21 protein-coding genes and 2 pseudogenes are annotated in these 18,314 nt (G+C 70.0%); 10 read left to right on the top strand and 13 right to left on the bottom strand.

Features of this window, described 5'->3' with window-relative positions; translation table 11 throughout:
- Positions 1 to 6: 6 nt before the first annotated feature.
- Together ltrA and DIZ27_RS14675 are read right to left on the bottom strand one after the other, a co-directional pair.
- Positions 7 to 1,398, bottom strand: coding sequence for a group II intron reverse transcriptase/maturase (gene ltrA, locus DIZ27_RS14680; RefSeq protein WP_258308369.1), 1,392 nt, complete (start codon positions 1,396 to 1,398; stop codon positions 7 to 9).
- A 652-nt stretch (positions 1,399 to 2,050) separates the two neighbouring features.
- Positions 2,051 to 2,356 carry a transposase gene (locus DIZ27_RS14675; RefSeq protein WP_219933619.1) on the bottom strand — a complete coding sequence of 102 codons (306 nt, stop codon included), beginning with the start codon at positions 2,354 to 2,356 and terminating at the stop codon, positions 2,051 to 2,053.
- 497 nt (positions 2,357 to 2,853) lie between these two features.
- On the opposite strand from DIZ27_RS14675, the gene DIZ27_RS45730 reads away from it, so the two are divergent.
- Positions 2,854 to 2,997, top strand: a complete 144-nt coding sequence (locus DIZ27_RS45730; RefSeq protein ID WP_181383528.1) for a hypothetical protein — start codon at positions 2,854 to 2,856, stop codon at positions 2,995 to 2,997.
- Positions 2,998 to 3,066: 69 nt separating this feature from the next.
- On the opposite strand, the gene wrbA is transcribed toward DIZ27_RS45730, so the two are convergent.
- Positions 3,067 to 3,687 carry an NAD(P)H:quinone oxidoreductase gene (gene wrbA, locus DIZ27_RS14665; protein ID WP_109379002.1) on the bottom strand — a complete coding sequence of 207 codons (621 nt, stop codon included), beginning with the start codon at positions 3,685 to 3,687 and terminating at the stop codon, positions 3,067 to 3,069.
- Positions 3,688 to 3,918: 231 nt separating this feature from the next.
- Between wrbA and DIZ27_RS14660 the strand changes: the two genes are divergently transcribed.
- Positions 3,919 to 4,680, top strand: a complete 762-nt coding sequence (locus DIZ27_RS14660) for a pirin-like bicupin family protein (RefSeq protein ID WP_109378841.1) — start codon at positions 3,919 to 3,921, stop codon at positions 4,678 to 4,680.
- Positions 4,681 to 5,769: 1,089 nt separating this feature from the next.
- On the opposite strand, the gene DIZ27_RS14655 is transcribed toward DIZ27_RS14660, so the two are convergent.
- Positions 5,770 to 7,350: a PQQ-binding-like beta-propeller repeat protein gene (locus tag DIZ27_RS14655; RefSeq protein ID WP_109378840.1), complete on the bottom strand. Its 1,581-nt coding sequence runs from the start codon at positions 7,348 to 7,350 to the stop codon at positions 5,770 to 5,772.
- 860 nt (positions 7,351 to 8,210) lie between these two features.
- Here DIZ27_RS14655 and DIZ27_RS14650 point away from each other — a divergent pair.
- The 3 genes and pseudogenes from DIZ27_RS14650 to DIZ27_RS47060 form a co-directional block, all read left to right on the top strand.
- Positions 8,211 to 9,164 carry an FAD-binding oxidoreductase gene (locus DIZ27_RS14650; protein ID WP_219933618.1) on the top strand — a complete coding sequence of 318 codons (954 nt, stop codon included), beginning with the start codon at positions 8,211 to 8,213 and terminating at the stop codon, positions 9,162 to 9,164.
- Positions 9,082 to 9,267, top strand: a complete 186-nt coding sequence (locus DIZ27_RS48745; RefSeq protein WP_375231973.1) for a BBE domain-containing protein — start codon at positions 9,082 to 9,084, stop codon at positions 9,265 to 9,267. The genes DIZ27_RS14650 and DIZ27_RS48745 overlap by 83 nt, the downstream gene beginning before the upstream one ends.
- Positions 9,268 to 9,331: 64 nt before the next feature.
- Positions 9,332 to 10,342: pseudogene (locus tag DIZ27_RS47060) on the top strand (MFS transporter); the annotation flags it as partial.
- Positions 10,343 to 10,468: 126 nt separating this feature from the next.
- On the opposite strand, the gene DIZ27_RS14635 reads toward DIZ27_RS47060, so the two are convergent.
- Together DIZ27_RS14635 and DIZ27_RS47055 are read right to left on the bottom strand one after the other, a co-directional pair.
- A complete protein-coding gene (locus tag DIZ27_RS14635; RefSeq protein WP_109378839.1) occupies positions 10,469 to 11,548 on the bottom strand; it encodes a PP2C family protein-serine/threonine phosphatase in 1,080 nt (359 codons plus the stop codon).
- A gap of 72 nt (positions 11,549 to 11,620) precedes the next feature.
- Positions 11,621 to 12,099: pseudogene (locus DIZ27_RS47055) on the bottom strand (hypothetical protein).
- A 103-nt stretch (positions 12,100 to 12,202) separates the two neighbouring features.
- Here DIZ27_RS47055 and DIZ27_RS48435 point away from each other — a divergent pair.
- Both DIZ27_RS48435 and DIZ27_RS14625 read left to right on the top strand, forming a co-directional pair.
- The gene (locus DIZ27_RS48435; protein ID WP_309074865.1) at positions 12,203 to 12,337 is read left to right on the top strand and encodes a hypothetical protein; all 135 of its coding nucleotides are present in this window, start codon (positions 12,203 to 12,205) and stop codon (positions 12,335 to 12,337) included.
- Between the two features lie 932 nt (positions 12,338 to 13,269).
- Positions 13,270 to 13,686, top strand: a complete 417-nt coding sequence (locus DIZ27_RS14625) for a hypothetical protein (RefSeq protein ID WP_109378838.1) — start codon at positions 13,270 to 13,272, stop codon at positions 13,684 to 13,686.
- A gap of 60 nt (positions 13,687 to 13,746) precedes the next feature.
- Here the strand turns inward: DIZ27_RS14625 and DIZ27_RS45720 are convergent, their stop codons facing one another.
- Positions 13,747 to 13,923, bottom strand: a complete 177-nt coding sequence (locus tag DIZ27_RS45720) for a hypothetical protein (protein WP_181383526.1) — start codon at positions 13,921 to 13,923, stop codon at positions 13,747 to 13,749.
- 68 nt (positions 13,924 to 13,991) lie between these two features.
- Complete coding sequence (locus DIZ27_RS14620) at positions 13,992 to 14,189, bottom strand: hypothetical protein (RefSeq protein WP_109378837.1); 198 nt, start codon at positions 14,187 to 14,189, stop codon at positions 13,992 to 13,994.
- Between the two features lie 365 nt (positions 14,190 to 14,554).
- On the opposite strand from DIZ27_RS14620, the gene DIZ27_RS14615 reads away from it, so the two are divergent.
- The 3 genes from DIZ27_RS14615 (at position 14,555) to DIZ27_RS14605 (ending at position 15,922) form a co-directional block, all read left to right on the top strand.
- Positions 14,555 to 14,809, top strand: a complete 255-nt coding sequence (locus tag DIZ27_RS14615; RefSeq protein ID WP_258308368.1) for a helix-turn-helix domain-containing protein — start codon at positions 14,555 to 14,557, stop codon at positions 14,807 to 14,809.
- Between the two features lie 236 nt (positions 14,810 to 15,045).
- On the top strand, positions 15,046 to 15,255 hold the full coding sequence (locus DIZ27_RS14610) for a hypothetical protein (protein ID WP_109378835.1): 210 nt from the start codon (positions 15,046 to 15,048) through the stop codon (positions 15,253 to 15,255).
- A 49-nt stretch (positions 15,256 to 15,304) separates the two neighbouring features.
- Positions 15,305 to 15,922 carry a hypothetical protein gene (locus DIZ27_RS14605; protein WP_258308367.1) on the top strand — a complete coding sequence of 206 codons (618 nt, stop codon included), beginning with the start codon at positions 15,305 to 15,307 and terminating at the stop codon, positions 15,920 to 15,922.
- Positions 15,923 to 16,127: 205 nt separating this feature from the next.
- On the opposite strand, the gene DIZ27_RS45715 is transcribed toward DIZ27_RS14605, so the two are convergent.
- From DIZ27_RS45715 to DIZ27_RS14585, 5 genes are all read right to left on the bottom strand, one after another.
- Positions 16,128 to 16,328: a hypothetical protein gene (locus DIZ27_RS45715; RefSeq protein ID WP_181383525.1), complete on the bottom strand. Its 201-nt coding sequence runs from the start codon at positions 16,326 to 16,328 to the stop codon at positions 16,128 to 16,130.
- Positions 16,329 to 16,438: 110 nt separating this feature from the next.
- The gene (locus DIZ27_RS45710) at positions 16,439 to 16,780 is read right to left on the bottom strand and encodes a hypothetical protein (RefSeq protein ID WP_181383524.1); all 342 of its coding nucleotides are present in this window, start codon (positions 16,778 to 16,780) and stop codon (positions 16,439 to 16,441) included.
- Positions 16,777 to 17,277, bottom strand: a complete 501-nt coding sequence (locus tag DIZ27_RS14595) for a hypothetical protein (RefSeq protein WP_109378833.1) — start codon at positions 17,275 to 17,277, stop codon at positions 16,777 to 16,779. The genes DIZ27_RS45710 and DIZ27_RS14595 overlap by 4 nt, the downstream gene beginning before the upstream one ends.
- A gap of 39 nt (positions 17,278 to 17,316) precedes the next feature.
- On the bottom strand, positions 17,317 to 17,967 hold the full coding sequence (locus tag DIZ27_RS14590; RefSeq protein WP_109378832.1) for a hypothetical protein: 651 nt from the start codon (positions 17,965 to 17,967) through the stop codon (positions 17,317 to 17,319).
- Positions 17,968 to 17,992: 25 nt separating this feature from the next.
- Positions 17,993 to 18,226 carry a hypothetical protein gene (locus DIZ27_RS14585; RefSeq protein WP_109378831.1) on the bottom strand — a complete coding sequence of 78 codons (234 nt, stop codon included), beginning with the start codon at positions 18,224 to 18,226 and terminating at the stop codon, positions 17,993 to 17,995.
- Between the last annotated feature and the right edge of the window lie 88 nt (positions 18,227 to 18,314).

The following is an 18,314-nucleotide window of genomic DNA, read 5'->3' as shown; positions in this document are numbered from 1 at the left end:
CTGTCGTCAGCAGGCGTCCGGGACCCAGGGGTTGGGAATCTTGTTGCCGCGGTAGCGATACCGGGTGACCGGGATCGTCTGGATGTTCCGCAGCTCGACACCGTTTGCCGAGAACGGCAGCCACCGCCCGGTGGGGGTGGTGTGCCGTCGGCGGAGTTCCTTCCAGCTCCAGCGGTGCCGTTCGCGCAGCAGCCTGGCCACTCTCCACCAGGTGAAGGAGTCCAGCTTGCTGAACACGCGTTTCGAGATGGCGTGCTGGAAGTAGAAGGCCCATCCGCCCCTGGCCATGTTCAGCTGGGCCAGTGTGGCGTCCAGGTCCAGAGGCGACGTCTTGCGGGTCAGGGCACGGATCTTCGCCTTCACCTGCCGGATGGCCCGGTCAGAAATGAAGGTGTAGACGTGCCATGTGCTCGTGCCTCGTTTGCGGCGCCACTGGATGTGGAACCCCAGGAAGTCGAATCCCTCGCTCATGTGGACGACCCGGGTCTTGGCTTCGGAGAGCCGAAGTCCCATAGGCCGCAGCACCTGAGCGACCTCTTCGCGCACTTGATGGACGTGCTCCTCGGAGCCGTGGACCAGAACGACGAAGTCGTCCGCGTAGCGGACGACCCGCCAGGTCACCAGGCCCTTGACGCGCAGGCGTTTGCGCCGTGTCGGTGACGAGAACGCGCCTCCTGCCTCCCATGGCCCGTGCAGGTGCTCGTCGAGCACCGACAGGGCGATGTTCGCCATCAACGGGGAAATGATCCCGCCCTGCGGGGTCCCGGCAGGCGTGTCCTCGATCTGTCCAAGCTCCGTGAGGACCCCGGCCTTGAGGAACGCCTTCACCAGGGCCAGGACCTTCTTGTCCTTGATCCTCGCCCGGACCCGGTCCATCAGTGCGACGTGATCGATCTCGTCGAAACACGCCGCAATGTCCGCGTCCAGCACCCACCGGTAGCCGTGGGTGCCCATGTGCTGGATCTCGGCAATCGCGTCCTGGGCCCGCCGCCGGGGCCGGAAGCCATAGGAGACCGGCTTGAAGTCGGCCTCGAAAATCGGCTCCAGCACCAGCTTCAGCGCGGCCTGGACAACCCGGTCAGCGATCACTGGGATGCCCAGTCGCCTCACCTTTCCCGCGCCGCCCGGCTTGGGGATCTTCGTCTCCCGCACCGGGAGCGGGCGGAACGTGCCCGTCTTGAGCTGGGCCCGTAGGTCATCCAGGAACCCAGGAACACCGATCCGCGTCTCGACGTCGGCGGCCGTCAGGCCGTCCACGCCCGCAGTGCCGGCACCCCGGTTCCCCGCAACCCGGTCGAACGCCACGATCAGCGTCGCCGGGTCGTGCACGAAGTTGAACAAGTCGTCGAACCGGCGGCCCTTGTCGGCCGCCGCCCAACGATGAAGCTTGGCCTGCATCTCCGATACCCGCTGACGCGGCCCCACCGGGACCGCATCCAGCGACGCGCCACCGTTCGGCACCGCATCTTTCGGCATTGCAGCCTCCAACTCTCCTCGCATTTCCGCTGCCGTCCTTCCCCATGTGCCGGGCTCTCCCCGGCTCGGAGTACTACGACGGCTCCGTCCCACCCGGCCCGTTCAGCGGTCGATGCGCCTATCCCGCTCCACGAACTGGAGGCCCGCCTACGGGAATTGAAACCGGATGGTTCCCGTGTTCACTGTGGTCCGCTCGGTGGAGGAGGAGCCCGTCTGCATCCCTGCGGCATCGCCATGAGTACGCCGTGGGCCTTCCCCATGGCCTCCCGGACAGCAGAGACAAACCACCCAAGGAGTTCCCCGCCGCCTTCGGCGGCGGTTGCGCACCGCTCCCGGCCCAGATCCGCCAGGTTCGAGCCGGTCTCGCATTGAGGGACGTAATGACGACGGTTCCTCGCGTACTCCTTTCCACCTCGCTCGCCGGACCCGCACCATCTGGCAGTGCTGGCACGTCCCGGCTTTGTCAGGGCCGCTTGCCACCCTCCTCGGCATCACCCAGATCAGGCTGCCCTCAGCTTCACCACCCCGCCACGACAGGGCAGTTGACGCAGGTCTCTCACCTCCGTACGGACCATCAGCACCTCACGGCGCACGTCTCCCCGGCGAAATACTTGGCCGCCTTGCGCAGGGTCTCGCGTTCCTCCTCCAGCTCGCGGACCTTCTTGCGCAGGGCGGCGTTCTCCGCCTCCAGCGGCGTCTGCGGCACCGGCGCCGGCTCAGCCCGCGCCGGCCGGCGGCCCGCTCCGGCCGCCCGGACCCAGTTCCTGAGCGTCTCCGGGTTGACTCCTAGAGCAGCGGCGACCGACTCGATCGTCGCTCCCGGCCGCGACTCGTACAGCGCGCCCGCGTCCGCCTTGAACTCGGGCGGGTAGTGCTTCATGACCACGGGACATCCGTTCTCCTGGACCTTCAAGATCCAAGTCTCTCGGGTGCCCAAGACCCGGGGTCAAGGCTCGCCCCCTATACGACGGCGACGTGCTCTCCACGGACGCCCCTCCCAGCATGATCAACCCGAAGAGCATCCCACCCGGTCAGCCAACGTGACAGCGCCCCCGGGACTGCTCGGAAAGTGGAAGTACCGCCGCGAGCTCAAGAGGCTTCAGAAAGGCGACCGGCCAGGACGGTTTGCCCGGCTGCACCTCCGTCGAGGAGAGTAAGGCCGCCTCTCACGCTGCGCGTCACCAGCATGGATTACGAGCTGCGGGTCCGTTCAGCTGAAGAAAACGGCGTCCTTCGGGGCGGTGTGCCAGTTGGTGACGATCGGGTGATCGACAGTGATGGCACCGACCGGCAGGGAAACCGGGTTGGGGTCGTCGTCACCGATGGCGACGATGATGCTGTCCAGTTCCCCGTTCTCGCGTATAAAGCCACCAGGCCGTGGGCGCGGCGGCCGCCGTCGCGGAAGTAGACCTCGCCGAGGGCTTCCCCAGCGAGGTCACGCAGCTGCCGCTCGCCGGTGCCGACATCGTGGGCGTCGAAGAGGAGACCCCCGCCGGCTGGAGGGGTCACTCGGTTCTGTGACGGCCCGTCGGCCGCACCCCGTGGTGCGGCCGACGGGCCGTCACTGGTCCTCTTCTGGACAGGGCCGGGTCAGGCGGCGGCGAGGCCGGCCTTGAGACCGGAAGCGATCTTGACGACGCGCTCGGCCTGGACGCGGGCGGCGGTGCGGGTGGTGTCGTCGACCGGGTTGTTGCCCTGGGCGTCGACGTGGGAGGTGCCGTAGGGGTTGCCGTCGGCGAACTTGGCGGGGTCGGTGTAGCCGGGGGCCACGASGATGCCGCCGAAGTGGTGGACGGAGTKGTACAGCGCGAGCAGGGTGGACTCCTGGCCGCCGTGGGCGGTGGAGGTGGCGGTGAAGCCGCTGTAGACCTTGTCGGCGAGCTTGCCCTGGGCCCACAGGCCGCCGAGGGTGTCGATGAACTGCTTGAGCTGCGAGGCGATGTTGCCGAAGCGGGTGGGCGAGCCGAAGATCACGGCGTCGGCCCACTCGATGTCGGCCGGGGTGGCGACSGGGATGTCGGCGGTGGCGGTGGCGTTGGCGRCCCAGGCCGGGTTGGAGTCGATGGCGGCCTGCGGGGCCAGCTCGGCGGCCTTGAGCAGGCGGACCTCGGCGCCGGCCTTCTCCGCSGCCTCGGCGATCTCCTTGCCGATCTCGGCGACGATGCCGGTGGAGGAGTAGTAGACGACGGCGAGCTTGGTCTGGGTGCKCACGGCTGCGGTCTCCGTTCGGTTGGTCTCGGGTGTGCGGTTACGGCTGAAGATGCCCATGACAGCTTTCGTTCTGGTGCTGAACACCCACTGMCGGGTGTTGGTTGAACCGATAAACCATCGCGGAGGCGTCCGCACTTGCGGGTGGAGGGGCGGCCGGGCTCGCAAGTTGATATAACGTTCAACTAAATCGCGGTCCGATGACCYGCCTCCRCYCACGACAAGGACACCGCCATGGCCTCCGCCCTCGACGTCCGCCGCGCCGGCGAGCGCTTCCACACCCGCGCCGGCTGGCTCGACTCCCRGCACTCCTTCTCCTTCTCCCGCCACTGGGATCCCAAGAACACCCACTTCGGACTGCTGCTGGTCTCCAACGACGACATCGTCGCGCCGGGCACCGGCTTCGACACCCACCCCCACCACGACATGGAGATCATCACCTGGGTRCTGGACGGCGGTCTGGTCCACCAGGACTCCGAGGGCCACAACGGRGTGATCTACCCGGGCCTCGCCCAGCGGATGAGCGCCGGCACCGGCATCCTCCACAGCGAGAAGAACGACTCCTGGACCCTCACCGGCGAGCCCGCCCACCRGGACCCCGTCCACTTCATCCAGATGTGGGTCATCCCCGACGAGGCCGGCATCAAGCCCGGCTACGAGCAGCTCGACATCAACGACGAACTCGCCCGCGGCGGCTGGACCACCCTCGCCTCCGGCATGCCCCGGCACGCCCACCAGCGCGCGATCGGCATCCGRCAGAAGCACGCCGCCCTGCACGTCGCCCGCATCCGCCCCGACGAGAYCCTCCCGCTCGTCACCGCCCCCTTCACCCAYCTCTTCCTCGCCCGCGGCAGCGCCGAACTGGAGGGYGCGGGCCCGCTGGCCACCGGCGACGCGGTCCGCATCACCGGCGCGGAGGGCCAGCGCRTCACCGCCGGCCCCGACGGCGCCGAGGTCCTGATGTGGGAAATGCACGCCGCCGTCACCACGGCGTGACACGCGCACCGATCCGTGCAGCCGGCCTGTGGGGTACGACCTGACGAAAGCTTCCGCAATGCGGCCGGTTCAACGGATCCCCGTCCCGGGGCCGAAGACCGGCCGACGGAAACGCGCAGCGCAGGTGAAGCTGGAGTTCGACGTCTCCGCGATCCGCGCCGCCTGACCACCGCCCCCGCGCGGGAGGCGGCCGGCCCGGCCGCCTCGAGACTCACGCACAGGCGACACGAGCACGAGCCACTTCGATCACGGTGGCATCGTGCCTCGATCATGCCTGCCCCTCCGCCTCCCGGGACGCCGCGGACCTGAAGGGGATCGCAGCACGGAAGGCACGGGTCGGGTCACCGGAGTGGTGCACGCAAGGGATCATGGCTCTGTGTGCATTCGGAGGCCGGGGTGGTACTGGGCCCCGGCAGTGGGACCACGGCGTGGGCCCGGCATCGACGCGGTCCGTGTGGTCATCAACGCAAGACGTGGTCTGCCCGGCCGTCACGGTGATCCTCCCGGAGGTGGTCTCCATGCACGGCAGTACTCACGAAGCGGGAAGTACAACCGCGGTGCTGTCGGCCATGCTCTGTCTCCTGGGATTTCGGGCGCCGAAGAAGGACGGCGCGTGAGACGACGCATTGAATGAGGTGTTCGCCCGGGCCGTGGCAGCGGTGGCTGCGGAACCTCCGCGCGGGGCGCGGGGGTGGTATGCGGCGTCATGACCGCTGCTGTCCCTTAAGCGGTCATGACACCGCATACCACCCTCACTGCCCTGTGACGCCCGCCCACATGTGGTGCAGGGGCGGCTCAGGCCACGTCACTTGCCCACCGGCGTACGGCAGCCCAAGCAGTGGCGGCTTCGGTGCCCCGGTCCCCCCAGCCATGTGAACGGTCGTGTGGCGCTCCAGGCTGTCCCGGTAGGCGTGTCCGTACTCCTCGGCACCAGCGGCGGTCGACCGTTACGTGCACGCGCTGACGCTCGGCTGTGGTCGAGCAGTGAACGTGACTCGCTGCACGGCCTCGGCGCCCCCGGGCGCGGTGTCCGCGCTGGGGGCGCCGAGGCCGTGCGGTTTCACGGCTTCAGCAGGTGAAGCGAGGAGGCTAGTTCTTGCTGCCCTTGCCGACGGAGAAGGCGTACAGCTTGTTGTTCGTGCCCTTGTCCGGCCACATCGCGGAGGTGTAGCCGGAGCCCCAGTAGACCGAGCCGTTGACCACCGCGGCACCGCCGACGACCGAACCACCGCTGGCGAAGTCCCACTTCACCTTGCCGGTCTTGGCGTCGAGGGCGTACATGTTGTTGCCCTTGGGAGCCATGGAGCCGCCGTAGACGACGCCGTTGGCGCTGGTCACGAAGCCGTGGGCCTTGTGGCCCTGCGGGTCGGCGGTCTGCCACAGGAGCTTGCCGGTGGCGGCGTCGAGGGCGGCCCAGAAGCCTCCCGTGGTGGTCGACTTCTCACCCGTCGCCGAGGTGATGGTGGTGGGGACGTTGTCGTAGTTGGTGACCGCGACGTAGACGCGCTTGCCGTCGGTCGCRGAGCCCCACTGGATGCCGCCGCCGAGGCCGCCGGGGCCGGCCTGCGTCTGCCAGACGACCTTGCCCGTGGCCGGGTCGAGCGCCCAGTAGACGCCGCTCTTCTGGCCCACCCCGAGCAGGTCGGTGCGCTTGCCGTCCACCGTGGTCGTGTAGAGGTTCGGGCCCGACCCGAAGTCGTAGTCCGGGCCGTTCGGCTTCTCGATCGTCCACTGGTCGGCCTCGAGGGTGTGGCGGGCCCAGGCGACCTTGCCGTCCTTCAGGTCGAACGCGACGATCGAGTCCTGGTGGTTGTCGGGGGAGGCGGGGGTGCACCCGGTCGCGTCCGGGGTCTCGCAGACGCCTTCCGGCACCGAGTAGTTGTTGCCGGTGGCCACGTACACCAGGCCGCGCTCGAGGTCCACCGCGGGGTGGCTGCCCCACACCGCGCCACCCGTGTACCCCTCCGGCACCGTGTGGGTCTTCCACAGGATCTCGCCGGTGTCGACGCTCACCGCGACGASACTGCCGCGGAASGTCGGCTCGCCGGGCATCCCCTCGGACTTGGACGACACGCCCACGTACGCCACGCCGTCGGCGATCACCGGYGAGCCGGTGACCAGAGCCGCCKCATGGTCGTCGATCTGCGTCTTCCACAGSGGGGCGCCGGTCTTGGCGTCGGCGCTCAAAAGGTAGGCGCCCTCGGTGGTCTTCATGGMCGGAACGCCCTCGCCGAAGACCAGCTTGCCGTCCGCGTAGGCGGGGCTGGTCCGGGAGACGTCACCCTCGATCCCGCTGTACGTGCTCACCGGCTTGGACCAGASGGCCTTGCCCGTCTTGGTGTCCACGGCGTGGAGCTTGCCGCTCCAGTCCGGCACGTASGCGATGCCGTCCACCACGGTCGGCGTGGCGGAGATGTCACCGCCGGCCGTGAAGGTCCAACGCGCCTTCAGGTTCTTGACGTTGTTCGCGTTCAGGATTTTCTCGGACGCGGCGTTGCGGGTGTTGTGGGAGTCATGACCCGCGGAMGTCCAGTTCGCGGCCGGCTTCGGGGCGGCCGCRRAGGCGGTCCCGGTGGTCCCTGCGAACGCCGCGGCGACGACGGCCGCAGCCAGCGGCACGCTCACGACGGCGGACCTCAGCGTCCGCGACTTCGGGCTCCGTGTTGACATGCGAAAACTCCTTCGAAAAGTGCGGGCGGTTGCGGAGCCATGCCGGCTGGGCCTGTTCGGCCGCGGTCTTCGGATGGCTCCATGGCGCGTCACAGGAGTGGTCTTCTCGGCCACGCCGTCCGCCGTTGGTTGAACACTAAACCATCTTTGCGAGGGGGTGATCCACCAGGGGGCTCGCAGCGAGCCGGAACACACCACCCTTCCGGCCCCAACCCCGAGGCTGCTTCGGTTGGTTGACCTCTCACACGCCTCGCCGAGAAATTACCGATGCCGGCCCGGCGGGGCCGTCGGCGCGTGTGGGCATCAGCTGTGCGGCCGTCCGCCGCCGCGAGGCGGGGGTGGATCCGCCCGGCACGGCCCGGATCCCGTGCACGGCCGGCCGATCCCGGTCGACGCCCTGCCCCTGCCGGTCCCCGGCCGCCCGCGCCGATCCTGCCCGACGGGAGGCGGCCTCCCCGACTCCCCTCACCGCCCCGGCGGGGACGTGCGCGACGTCGGCGAGGGCCGGGAAGCGCCCCCCGGGGCCGGGGTCGTCCCCGCATGCGCGGGAAGCGGCCGACGACGGCCCGGGCCGGGTCCGGGTGGCCGCCGGTGCGCGCCGGCCGCCCCTGCCGCCGGGGCCGGCCGCCGTTCCGTCTCGACCGGCGGCGGTTTCCCCCTGTCCGTCGGCGCGGTTGATCTCGGCCGCGCGAAGGCCGCGGAGGGCCGGATTACTTCCCTCCGGGCGAGGCGACAGCGGTGAAATAGCCCACATCACAGAAAGTTCATCTTTCGACAATGTCCGGGTAGCTTCGGCGATGGGCCCACCACCTCGGGGCACCGTCCGAACCGTCCGGAGTCCCACGGGACGAAACGTCGGCATGGCATTCGAGACCGTCGAGGTCGTCGACCCGGCCACCCGCCGGGTGCGGCTGGGCGCCGACGCCACCTGGGGCGAGGTCGCCCAGAACCTCGCCCCGCGCGGGTGGGCGATCAGCTCGGGCGATCACGGCGGCGCGGGCGGCCTGGCGACCACGGGCGGGATCGGCCTGCTCGGCCGCGCCTACGGGCTGACCATCGACCACGTCGTCGCCGCGCAGGTCGTCACTGCCGACGGCCGGATCCTGCACGCCTCACCAAAGGAGAACCCCGACCTGTTCTGGGGCCTGCGCGGCGCCGGAGGCAACCTCGGCGTCGTCACCTGGACCGAGATCGAGGCGATGGAACCCGGCAACGTCGTCTTCTCCCAGATGGCCCTCGACGCCCGCGACACTGCCGGGCTCCTCCAACGCTGGGACACCGCCATGGAGAAGGCCCCCCGCAAGCTGACCAGCTTCCTCACCCTGTCCCCGGCCCGCCGCGGCCGCGACGCGGTCGCCCAGCTCCTCTCCGTCTACGCCGGGGACGACACGACCGCCGCGGTCAAGCAGCTGGAGCGGCTGGCCGAGGCCGGGCCGCTCCTGGACCACCAGGGATACGTGCTGCCCTACTCCTGCGTGGTCCAGCCAGGCGACAAGCACTACACCGGTGGCGGGGACCCCACCGTGCGCTCCGGCCTGGTCACCCACCTCGACGACAAGGTGACCCACGCGTTCGAGACGATCGCGCACTCCGGACTGTCCTACTTCATGCAGATCCGCGCCACCGGCGGCGCCGCCCACGACCTGGGCCCCGGCGCCACCGCCTACCCCCCACCGCCACCAGAACTTCCTGCTCACCGCCATGGGCGCCACCCAGGCCGCGCTCGACGCCATATGGGACGCCGAAGTCGCCCCGCACACCGACGGCCTCTCCCTGTCCTTCGACACCGACACCCGGCCCGAATGCCTCCATGACGCGTTCGGCACCAACCTCGCCCGGCTCCGGCAGGTCAAACGCGCCTACGACCCCGACAACACCTTCCGCACCAACTTCCCCATCCAGCCCGCCGACCTCTGACCCAGGCCCTGCCGCGCCCGCCACGAGCACGTTCGAGCGGCAGGCCCAGGGCGCGTCCTTAGACATCGAGGAACTCGAGGTCACCGCGGGCGAGGACGTCGCCTTCGGCTACGCCCTGCTGCGCTGCAGCACTGCGCAGGAGCGTGCCGCCCGGCCCGGCTTCCGGCTGCGGCTCACCCGGGGGCTGCGGAAGGAGGAGGGCCGCTGGGTCGTCGCGCACGAGCACCGCTCCCTCCCCGACCTCAGCGGCGGTGATCCTGAGGCAGAGCGTCAGGTGCGCGCTGTGCACGAGCACTGGTTCGACCGCACCGCCGCCAAGGACCTGGATGGCCGGACGGCCCACATCGCGGACGACGTCGTCTCCTACGAGTACGACGCGCCCCTGCAGCACACAGGGCGGGACCAGGCACAAGAGGTCGCTCGGCAAGGTCACCGAGCCGGGCGGCGCGGACCTCGCCATCTCCCGCCTCCGCGACACCGACCGCGGCGGCGAGCAGCGCCGGGACGGGGCCGGAAGCGGGCCGGGAGGCGTGCGGGCGCTGTTCGCCCCGGCGGTCCGCCCGGCCTGGTCCTTGCCGCCCTTCAGCAGTTCTCCGGGAGCAACACGATCCTCTACTACGCGCCGACGATCATGGGCGAGGCCGGCCTGTCCGCCTCCAAGGCGATCCACTACTCGGTCTTCATCGGCGCCGTCAACGTCATCATCACCGTGGTCTCCGTCAACCTCGTCGACCGGCTCGGCCGCCGCCCCCTGCTGCTCGGCTCCCTCGCGGGGATGGGGATCTCCATCGCGCTGCTGGGCATGGCGCTCGCCGCGGGGCTGAGCCCGCTGCTCATGCTCGCCTTCATGCCGCTGTACATCGTGGCGTTCGGGATCGGCCCGGGCCCGGTCTTCTGGGCCCTGCTCGGCGAGATCTTCCCCCCGGCCCAGCGCGCCGAGGGATCCAGCGCCGGTGCGACCGTGAACCGGCTTTCGAACTTCGTGGTGAGCCTGCTGTTCCTGCCCGTCATCGAGGCCATCGGGCAGGCGCCGACGTTCTGGCTCTTCGCCGTGATCGGCGCTCCCGGCGTGGCGTTCGCCGCCGAGTGGGTCCCCGAGACGCGCGGCCGGCACGCCGCCGAGGCGGGTGCGGACCTCCGCCGCCGGTGGCACGTGCGCACGCAGTGCCCTCCGCGGGCGGCGCACGTGCCCGGGGTAGGGCTACTCCTTCCGGGTGACGGCGAGGAGCGCGGCGTCGTCCTGCAGATTTCCCCCGGTGTGCCGGAGGACCGCGGTGAGGAGGGCGTCGAGCACCGCGTCCGGATCGGGCGGGAGGCACCGGGACAGCACCGGAACGGGGTCGAAGAAGACGCCGTCCGCGTCGCGGGCCTCGTCGATGCCGTCGGTGAACAGCACCAGGGTGGCCCCGACGGGCAGGTCGAACCGGTCGACCGGGACGTCGTCGCCGCCCAGAGCGCCCAGGCCCAGCGGCAGCGACGGCGTGGCCGGCTCCAGCGGGATCGCCTTGCCCTCGTGGACCAGCAGCGGCGCGGAGTGGCCCCGGTTGGCGACGCGCAGCACGGAGCAGTCGGGGGAAAGCTCCGCGATGACGGCCGTGGCGAACGACTCGGCTTCCGCTCCGGTCGCCTGCCCGAGGCCCGCCTGCATCCGGTCCTCCAGCTGCCGGACGACGCCCGGCAGATCCGGGCGGTGATCGCCGGCCTCGCGGAAGGAGCCGAGCAGGACGTTGACCGTACGGACCGCCTCGACCCCCTTGCCGCGCACATCGGCCAGGAGCATCCGGATGCCGTGGGGCGTCTGGTGGACCGCGAAGAGGTCCCCTCCGATGGCGGCCTCCTCATGGGCGACCTCGTACCGGGAGGCCACGGCCAGCCGTCCCACCCGAGAAGGCGGATCCGGGAGCACCGCGCGCTGCACCGCCGCCGCCACCTCGCGGCTCGTCCGCAGCTGCCGCCGGTCGCGGGCCAGCAGCACGTTGAAGACCGCCGCGATGACGGTGAGCAGGACCAGGCTGATGAACGGGACCAGGTCGGCGCGGGTCGGCTCTCCTTCCAGGTACACCAGGGCGAGCCCCGCGAGGTTCGCCGCCACCCCGGTGGCGATCGTCCCGCGCAGGGAAAGAACCGGCGCGGCCGCTCCGGGGGCGGCCGCGAGCAGGGGGAACGTGTTGACGCCCCCCAGGGTGGAGAGGTCGAGGAGGAACGCGCCGACGATCACCGCGGCAGGCAGCCAGCGCAGCCACCGCCTCCCCTGCGTCGCTTCCGGGCGGCTATAGCGCATCCTGTGTTCCTGAGATGGTCATCCGGCGGAATCCGAGAACGGCAGTCCGAGCACCACGGCGAGGAGTGACACCTACGGCGCGGCGGCGGACCGCCCCGGGTCGCGCAGTGCGTCCACGGCGCGGGCGGTGGCCTCCTCGAGGCTGCCGGACACGTCCACCGTAACCCCCGCCTCGTCCGGCTCCAGCGGCTGGAGCGCGGCGAGCCGAAAGTCGCCCAGCACCGTGCGCCTGACGTGCCCCGCCGGCGCGCCGGCCGCTCCTCGAGGAGGACACGGCCGCCCGCGGGATCTACGAACACGATGCCGAAAGCCGCGGCCCGCACCCGGTCGCGGTGAGCCCTCCGCAGCGCCGAGCCGCCGCTCACCCCGCCGAGCCCCGCCCGCCCGCGCGCCCAGGCGCCGATCGCGTCCAGCCAGCGCCGGCGGTCCTCGTCGGCGGGGAGGAGGCATCCCACCGCGGCGCCGGAGTCGTGGGATCCTCGGGGCTGCGGCTTTCCTGACCGTCTGCTCTTGCAGAGCACGCGCACGGGCCAACTCCCCGCGCGCTCGATGCCGCGCCCGACGACGCCGGTGGCATAACTGCGCGCGCCGTCGTGTACCCGCCTGCCGAGGGCGGCGGCCGGCCGTGTCCGTCTCGGCGACCGGTTCGTCGGCATGGCATACATCCTGCTCGACATCGCCGAGTTCCTGCGCCAAGCCGGCCTGCACGACGCAGAACCGGAGGAAGTGCACTACGGATGCTGTACCACCGCGGGCAGCGGCAAGCCGAGGAGTCGCAGCGGCCGATAAGGGCCCGCAGACGCTGTTCACGGTCGCATGTCTGCACGGCCTGCGCACAGGCTCTGCAACGACTTCAGCTCATCGGACCGCCGGCTTCCGCCGCAGGTGGCTGCGATGGCGCGGAAGGCGGCCGACGCTCTCGAAGTATCGCAGCCGGCCACCGCGTGACGGCGGGGTCGCAGCGCCGTTGGGCGGTGAGACCCTCGAGCCGGGCCCGGGGATGTCATGGCCGATCAACCCCATAAGGGTTCTCAACGCTTCAAGGCATCTCAGATAGATCGAGGTACTGCAGCTCAAGCCCCCAACACTCCGTGGCCAAAAATGGGCATGCCCTCAAACGCCTAGGTCACCAGCCGACACCAAAAGGCAAAGATCGATCTCACACATCGGCAGAGATCCGAGTTGACCAAGTAGCAACCGGTCTCCTCCACCTGAGACAAGGCGAGAACTCACATCTCGAACCCCGCGACTCCTTCAGCGCCATCCTGAGGACCGAGCAGAAGGAGGTTCGGCGAAGGCGACACTGACCAATACGGATTCATGTCACCACAGAGTTCGGGTAGGTGACACCATGATCGACTAGCTAAACAGCCGATGGTCAGCGCATACGCGCCTCCCCGTCAGTGACACGCGAATCCGAACATCTCGGTGACGGCTTTCCCGATCTTCACACGTGTCGTCTGGGCTCATCAGCCTTCCGCAGTCGGCGCACCTATTGGCGCGCTGCTGGCTGGTCATCCGGTACTCGTCCACGGGTAGGGCTTCGCCCGTGATGCCGCCATCGTCGGGCTGCTGGTCCTGGTTCATGGCAGCAGGATGGCAGACGGATCAGCGTGTGCGAGTGCCCGGCCGGAAGTCTGGACGCGGTGATCAACCGGGCGTAACGTCGCGCCTGGCACGGATCGGTCGCGGGCGTGGCGGATCTGGGAGGGGATGTAGCCATGGAGTGGGGGGACGCGCCCGGGTGGGCGGCGCTGGTGTTCTCGGCTGGCGCGCTGTGGGTGAGCCTGAGGGCCCAGAAGGACGGGAAGCGCGCGGCCGACGTCGCCGAGGCCACACTTGCCCGGCAGATCGCGGTGGAAGAGGAAGCGGCCCGACCGAGGGTCGACCTGGTCCTAGAACACGAGGCGAAGGACGCCTACCGGTTGCGCAACGACGGGGCAGCGCCAGCACGCAACATCGTCTTCAAGGACGAGGAGTTGCCGTACGTCTTCGGGCTGAAGGGCAGCGAAGAGGTCTCGTTGGAGCAGGAGGAGGCGGTGGCCTTCCTGATGGCGGGGTCGATCCCTCCGCAGTTGTTCGCCCGCTGGGATGGTCAAGATGAGTGGGTGCCGGTGCGGGTTCCGCCGAAGCGGTAAACACGACGACGCCCCGTCACTGGCCGTCGTGCGGCGGGGTGACGGGGCGTCTGGCCTGCGTCAGTGCGAGTTGTTGGGGTAGGTCAGCCAGGCATACGCCTCGGCGAGGTTCTTCAGACCCTCAGGCGCGGAGCCGGGGTGCTGCTCCAGCTCGACGGCCGACTTGGCGATGGCCTTGTAGATCGCCGCCTTCGCTTCGGCTGCGGCCGACTTCTGCTCGGTGGGTTCTTCGGGCATGTGGTGCTCCGTTCTGGCTGTGCGTGATGGTGCTGTGGTGGACGTGTGGGGCTGCCGTGTGGTTCCAGTCAGCCGAGGAAGCCGGGCGGCTCCGTGCGGTAGTTCTCCTCGACCTCCACGCCGACACACTTCAGCGCGGCCGTCCTGCCGGGCCTGCGGTGTCGGCGCCTCGTGGAGTCGCCAACGGTCTTGAGGAGGTGTTCCTGCGCGGCCTCGACGAAGTCGACGGTGTCGTCGTCCTCGTCGAACCAGTCGAGCGAGGGCATATCGCCGTACTCGCCGAGCCCTCGCAGGCGCCAGTCGCCGGGGCCTCCGAGGTCGTAGCGGTACAGGAGTACTGCGTTCGTTGCGCGTCCCCTCAGATGCCTTCCTTGGTGTCGTGGCCGCGTGGGGGTGCGGCCCAGTCGGGGGTGCAGCGCGCAGCGGCTGCTGCGCGTCGGCGGTCGCGTTCGCGCCACGCTTGCCAGTTGCGGGCGCTTCGGCGTGGGCGCAGGATCCACAGGCCGACGAACGCGGTGACGATGATCGGCGCGGGGGCTTCCTGCGTGCGCCCCGTTCTGCGCCCTTGCCGCACTGTCGTCCGCGGCCGACTGTGGTTGCGTCGGATGCCGGTGCAGTCGAGGGGGTCTTCGTGCGGCGAAGGTTGAACGACGCGATGGGCTGGGTGCTGTTACGGCTGGCGGTGGTGCTACACCGGACGGTGGCGGGCCGGACGGCGGCGGAGCGGCTGCAGGGCCGCCGGAACGCCGCTCTACGCGCAGCCCACCATCGCGGGGTGTCGGTGCCGGAGCTGGCGGCCGGGCTCGGACTGACCGAGGGATGGGTGCGGCAAGTTCTGAACGGGCGGAAGCCGCCGGAGACGGCCGCGGTCGAGGACGCCGCATAGGCGAACGCGACGAGGCCCCCGCCGCCGGTTGAGGTGGCGGGGCCTCTGGGTCGAACTGATGTGATCAGGATTCGTGCAGGGGCGTCCATGCGGAGGGGTGGGGGTCACGCTGTAGTAGGAAGAATTCGACAGGTGTGTCCTCTGACTGGACATCGCTAGTGACGCAGGCCACAGTGTCAGTCTCTTGGGAGACACTACTGTCATCGAGAAGCTACTGGGGGGTAGGGGCGATTCGGATGACCATTCAAGAACAGCGCACTGCGGACCATGACGACGACGTCATCACCGAACTGTCCGAGGAAGAGTTCCGTGAGGCCGCCTACGCGGCTCTGGACCGTCTCGGACTGACCTACACGCAACTGCGCGACATGGCCCGACGACGCAACTTCAGTTCGGCGCAGGCCCAATCGCTTTGGGTATCCATCGGCGGTGCACTTGATCTCTGACAAGCTTCGGGACCGCACGAACAGGTTCGCGAAGGAGATCCAAGCGCTCTTGAACGGCACCATTGCAGAACACGTCCAGATAAAGGCGGTCGCGCTCTCCAAGGGCGACGACCGCCTTTTCACGCTCGGCCACCTGCTCAACAAGGGCACCATGACCGCCCAACGGTTCCGCCTCAAACCACGGGCGCCCAAGGCCGAACTGTGGATGGACGTCAGCTACCAGCTGCGCCTGGACGCCGAACGCGAGCACCTGATGGTGCAGCAGTCATTCTTCGGCGTGTTCGGTTCCCAGGACGCCAAGCAGGGCCTGTTCCACTACGACTACGAGCGGGAGAAGGCCGACGGCTACCCGGACGCCCACCTGCAGGTGTACGGGAATTCGGATCTGTTCCTAGCCCTGAACGACCCGCGGGCAGATTCGGGCCGGTCGCTCGCCCAACTGCACTTCCCGGTCGGCGGCAAGAGGTTCCGCCCTTGCCTGGAGGACGTCATCGAGTTCCTGATCGTGGAACGTCTAGTGGAGGCGCGGGACAACCACGAGAAGGTTCTCGAGGTCGGCCGGGAGGGCTTCCGCAGAAACCAGTTACTGGCGGCAATGCGCCGGGACCCTGGCGCTGTGGAGGTCTTCGTCGAACGGTACGGCATGCGAGGCACGGCGCCGAACTGAGCCACGGCATCACCTAGAGCAGCGGCAGGAGTCGCACCGACTGGTGGACTCCTGCCGCCGCCACGTCACGGCTGCTCCTCGCCAACGCTCCGGAGGGCGGTTTTCGGTATGCCCAGCTCGATCAGCGGAACAGGCGGCAAGCCTGGGCGACTTGCTCGCCGACGGCGTGGGCCTGCTCGGGGGTGAGGCGGGTGATGTGCATGGGTCAGGCCTCCTGCTGCTCGCTGCTGGCGGGCAGGGTGAACGTGTGCCAGTTCGCGCCGGTCAGGTCGTCGGGCAGGGCGATACCGACGGCGGCCGCGACGTCGGTGCCGACGGCGGCGGCGCTCCGGGCCGAGGTGAACGTCAGGGTGACGCTGACGTGCCGGGTCTGCTCAACGTGGGCGGCTTCGTCTGTTGCGGTCATGGGGTCATCTCCGATACGGGGAAGGCCCGGCCGCCGGTCGGGGCGGCCGAGCGCTGGGGTGAGTGTGCGAAGGGGGCGCGGACTGCTCAGGCGGTGAGGCCCGGGTGTCGTCAGTGGGGGGTTTGGGGTGGGCGTTGCTCGGCGGATCGGGCGCGGCGGTCGTTGAGTCGGCTCGGCGTCTGCGTCGGCAGTGCTCGTCGCCGGTCGTAAGCACGCCACGCCCGCCAGTTCCGCAGTGTTCGGCGGGGTCGGAACAGCCACAGGCAGCAGGCTGCGACGGCGACGACCGGCAGCGCGGTCCAGTAGCGGAGCGAGCGGCGTGGGGCGGTGGTGATGTGCCAGTCGGCCCAGGCGACGAGTTCGTGGATCGGTCGGCCCCGGCCGGCCGAGTAGCCGCCGAGCCACATGCACACGAGTGCGAAGCACACGAGGAGGAAGTCTCGGTTGGTCACGGCTGCTCCTTCACGGCGGGCTGGTAGGGGACGTGGTCGCTGTGGCCGTCGCCTCCGGGCCGGATGCACAGCACGTCGCCGTGCGCGCCGAGGCACAGCGGGCCGCCGTGCGCCGGTCCGGGGTCGAGCGGTGTGCTGTCGGTCGGGGCACGGCCGGGTTCGTCGACGCGTAGGCGGGTGCAGCCCGCGGAGTGCACGACGCCCGTCGTCTCGTGCAGGGCGCAGCACGGTATGAGCGGGCCGGGTATCTCGCCGAGTCCGGCGTGGATGTGCCACTCGCGCTCTGCGGCGGCGCGGCGGTCGGCGGCGCGTTCACGCGCCGAGCCCCATGCGAGGACGGTGGCGACATACAGGCAGCCGACGACCGGCAGCAGGTATCCGCAGTCGTCCAGGCGGAGCGAGGCGGGGGCCCAGGCGACGAAGGCGATCCCGGCGGCGGCGCACAGGGTGGAGCCGGTCGCGAGCGCGCGGGCGTAGCGGCGGTAGGTGTTGCTCACTGGGTGCTCTCGATTCCGTGTGGTGGGACGCCGTCGTGCTCACGCTTGGGCGCGGGCGTGCTGCTCGGCGTCGGCGGCCCGGTCGTGCTGGACACCGGCCCAGTGCGGTCCGTGCTCGACGACCGGCTCGAGGGGTTCGTCGCAGTCCGCGCACTTGCGGTACTTGCGGTACCGGAAGTCGCCGGCCGGAACCTCTCTGGTGACCTCCCATGCGACGTGAGCGCAGGCGGGCAGATGCTCGCCGTCGTGCGGGCGTGGGCCGGCCGGGGGCGGGGTGGCGTCGAGGGCGGCGACGGCGGCGGCCTGCCCGTCGGCGCACATCTCGGCGAGCCGCATGTCCGGGCGGCAGACGGCACAGTCGTCAATGTGGGGCACGGCGGCGTCGTAGGTGAGGGTGACGGCGTCGAGCAGCGGCAGCGGGAGGCGGGCCGGGGCCGGCTGCTCGTCGCCGCGGATCCAGGCGGCGAGCGCGTCGGCGTACGTCTGCTGCGCGGCCTGGCGCTGGGCGGTGAGCGCGTCGACGCGGTGCCGCAACTGCCGCAGGTGTGGTGCGTGCTGGATCAGCGCGGCGTGCATCGGCTCGGGCAGCACCTCGATGAGCTTCGCCGGGGTCCGTTTCTCGCGGCCGGGGCCGGGGTCGAGGCACAGCTTCAGGAAGTCGCGGAGCTGCTCGGGGGTCTCGTACTGCATGACGTGTCTCCTGCCGTGGGTGGGGTTAGAGGGCGCCGTTCCAGCGCGCGAGTTCTTCGGCGGCTTCGCCGTTGGCTCGGATCAGGTCGTCGCGGTCGTTGAGGAGTTCGGCGATCGCGGACCGGCTGTCGGCGAGGAGTCCGGGCAGCTCGGGGTCGTCCGGTCGGCGCGGAATGACGAGCCGGGCGAGGAGATCGCGGATCTCGTCGACGCGCGCCGCCTCCATCGCCCTGCGTGCGGCGGGTGGTTGGGTGGCCATCACGTCTCGTCCTCCTTCGGTTCTCCGGCACGTTCGCCGGGGGTCTGGGGTGGGTTGGGTCAGGCGGCCCGGGTTCGGCCCGTACATG

It is taken from the genome of Streptomyces sp. NWU339 (assembly GCF_003143855.1).
GTDB lineage: Bacteria > Actinomycetota > Actinomycetes > Streptomycetales > Streptomycetaceae > Streptomyces.
This window is presented reverse-complemented; position numbering and strand designations above follow the sequence as displayed.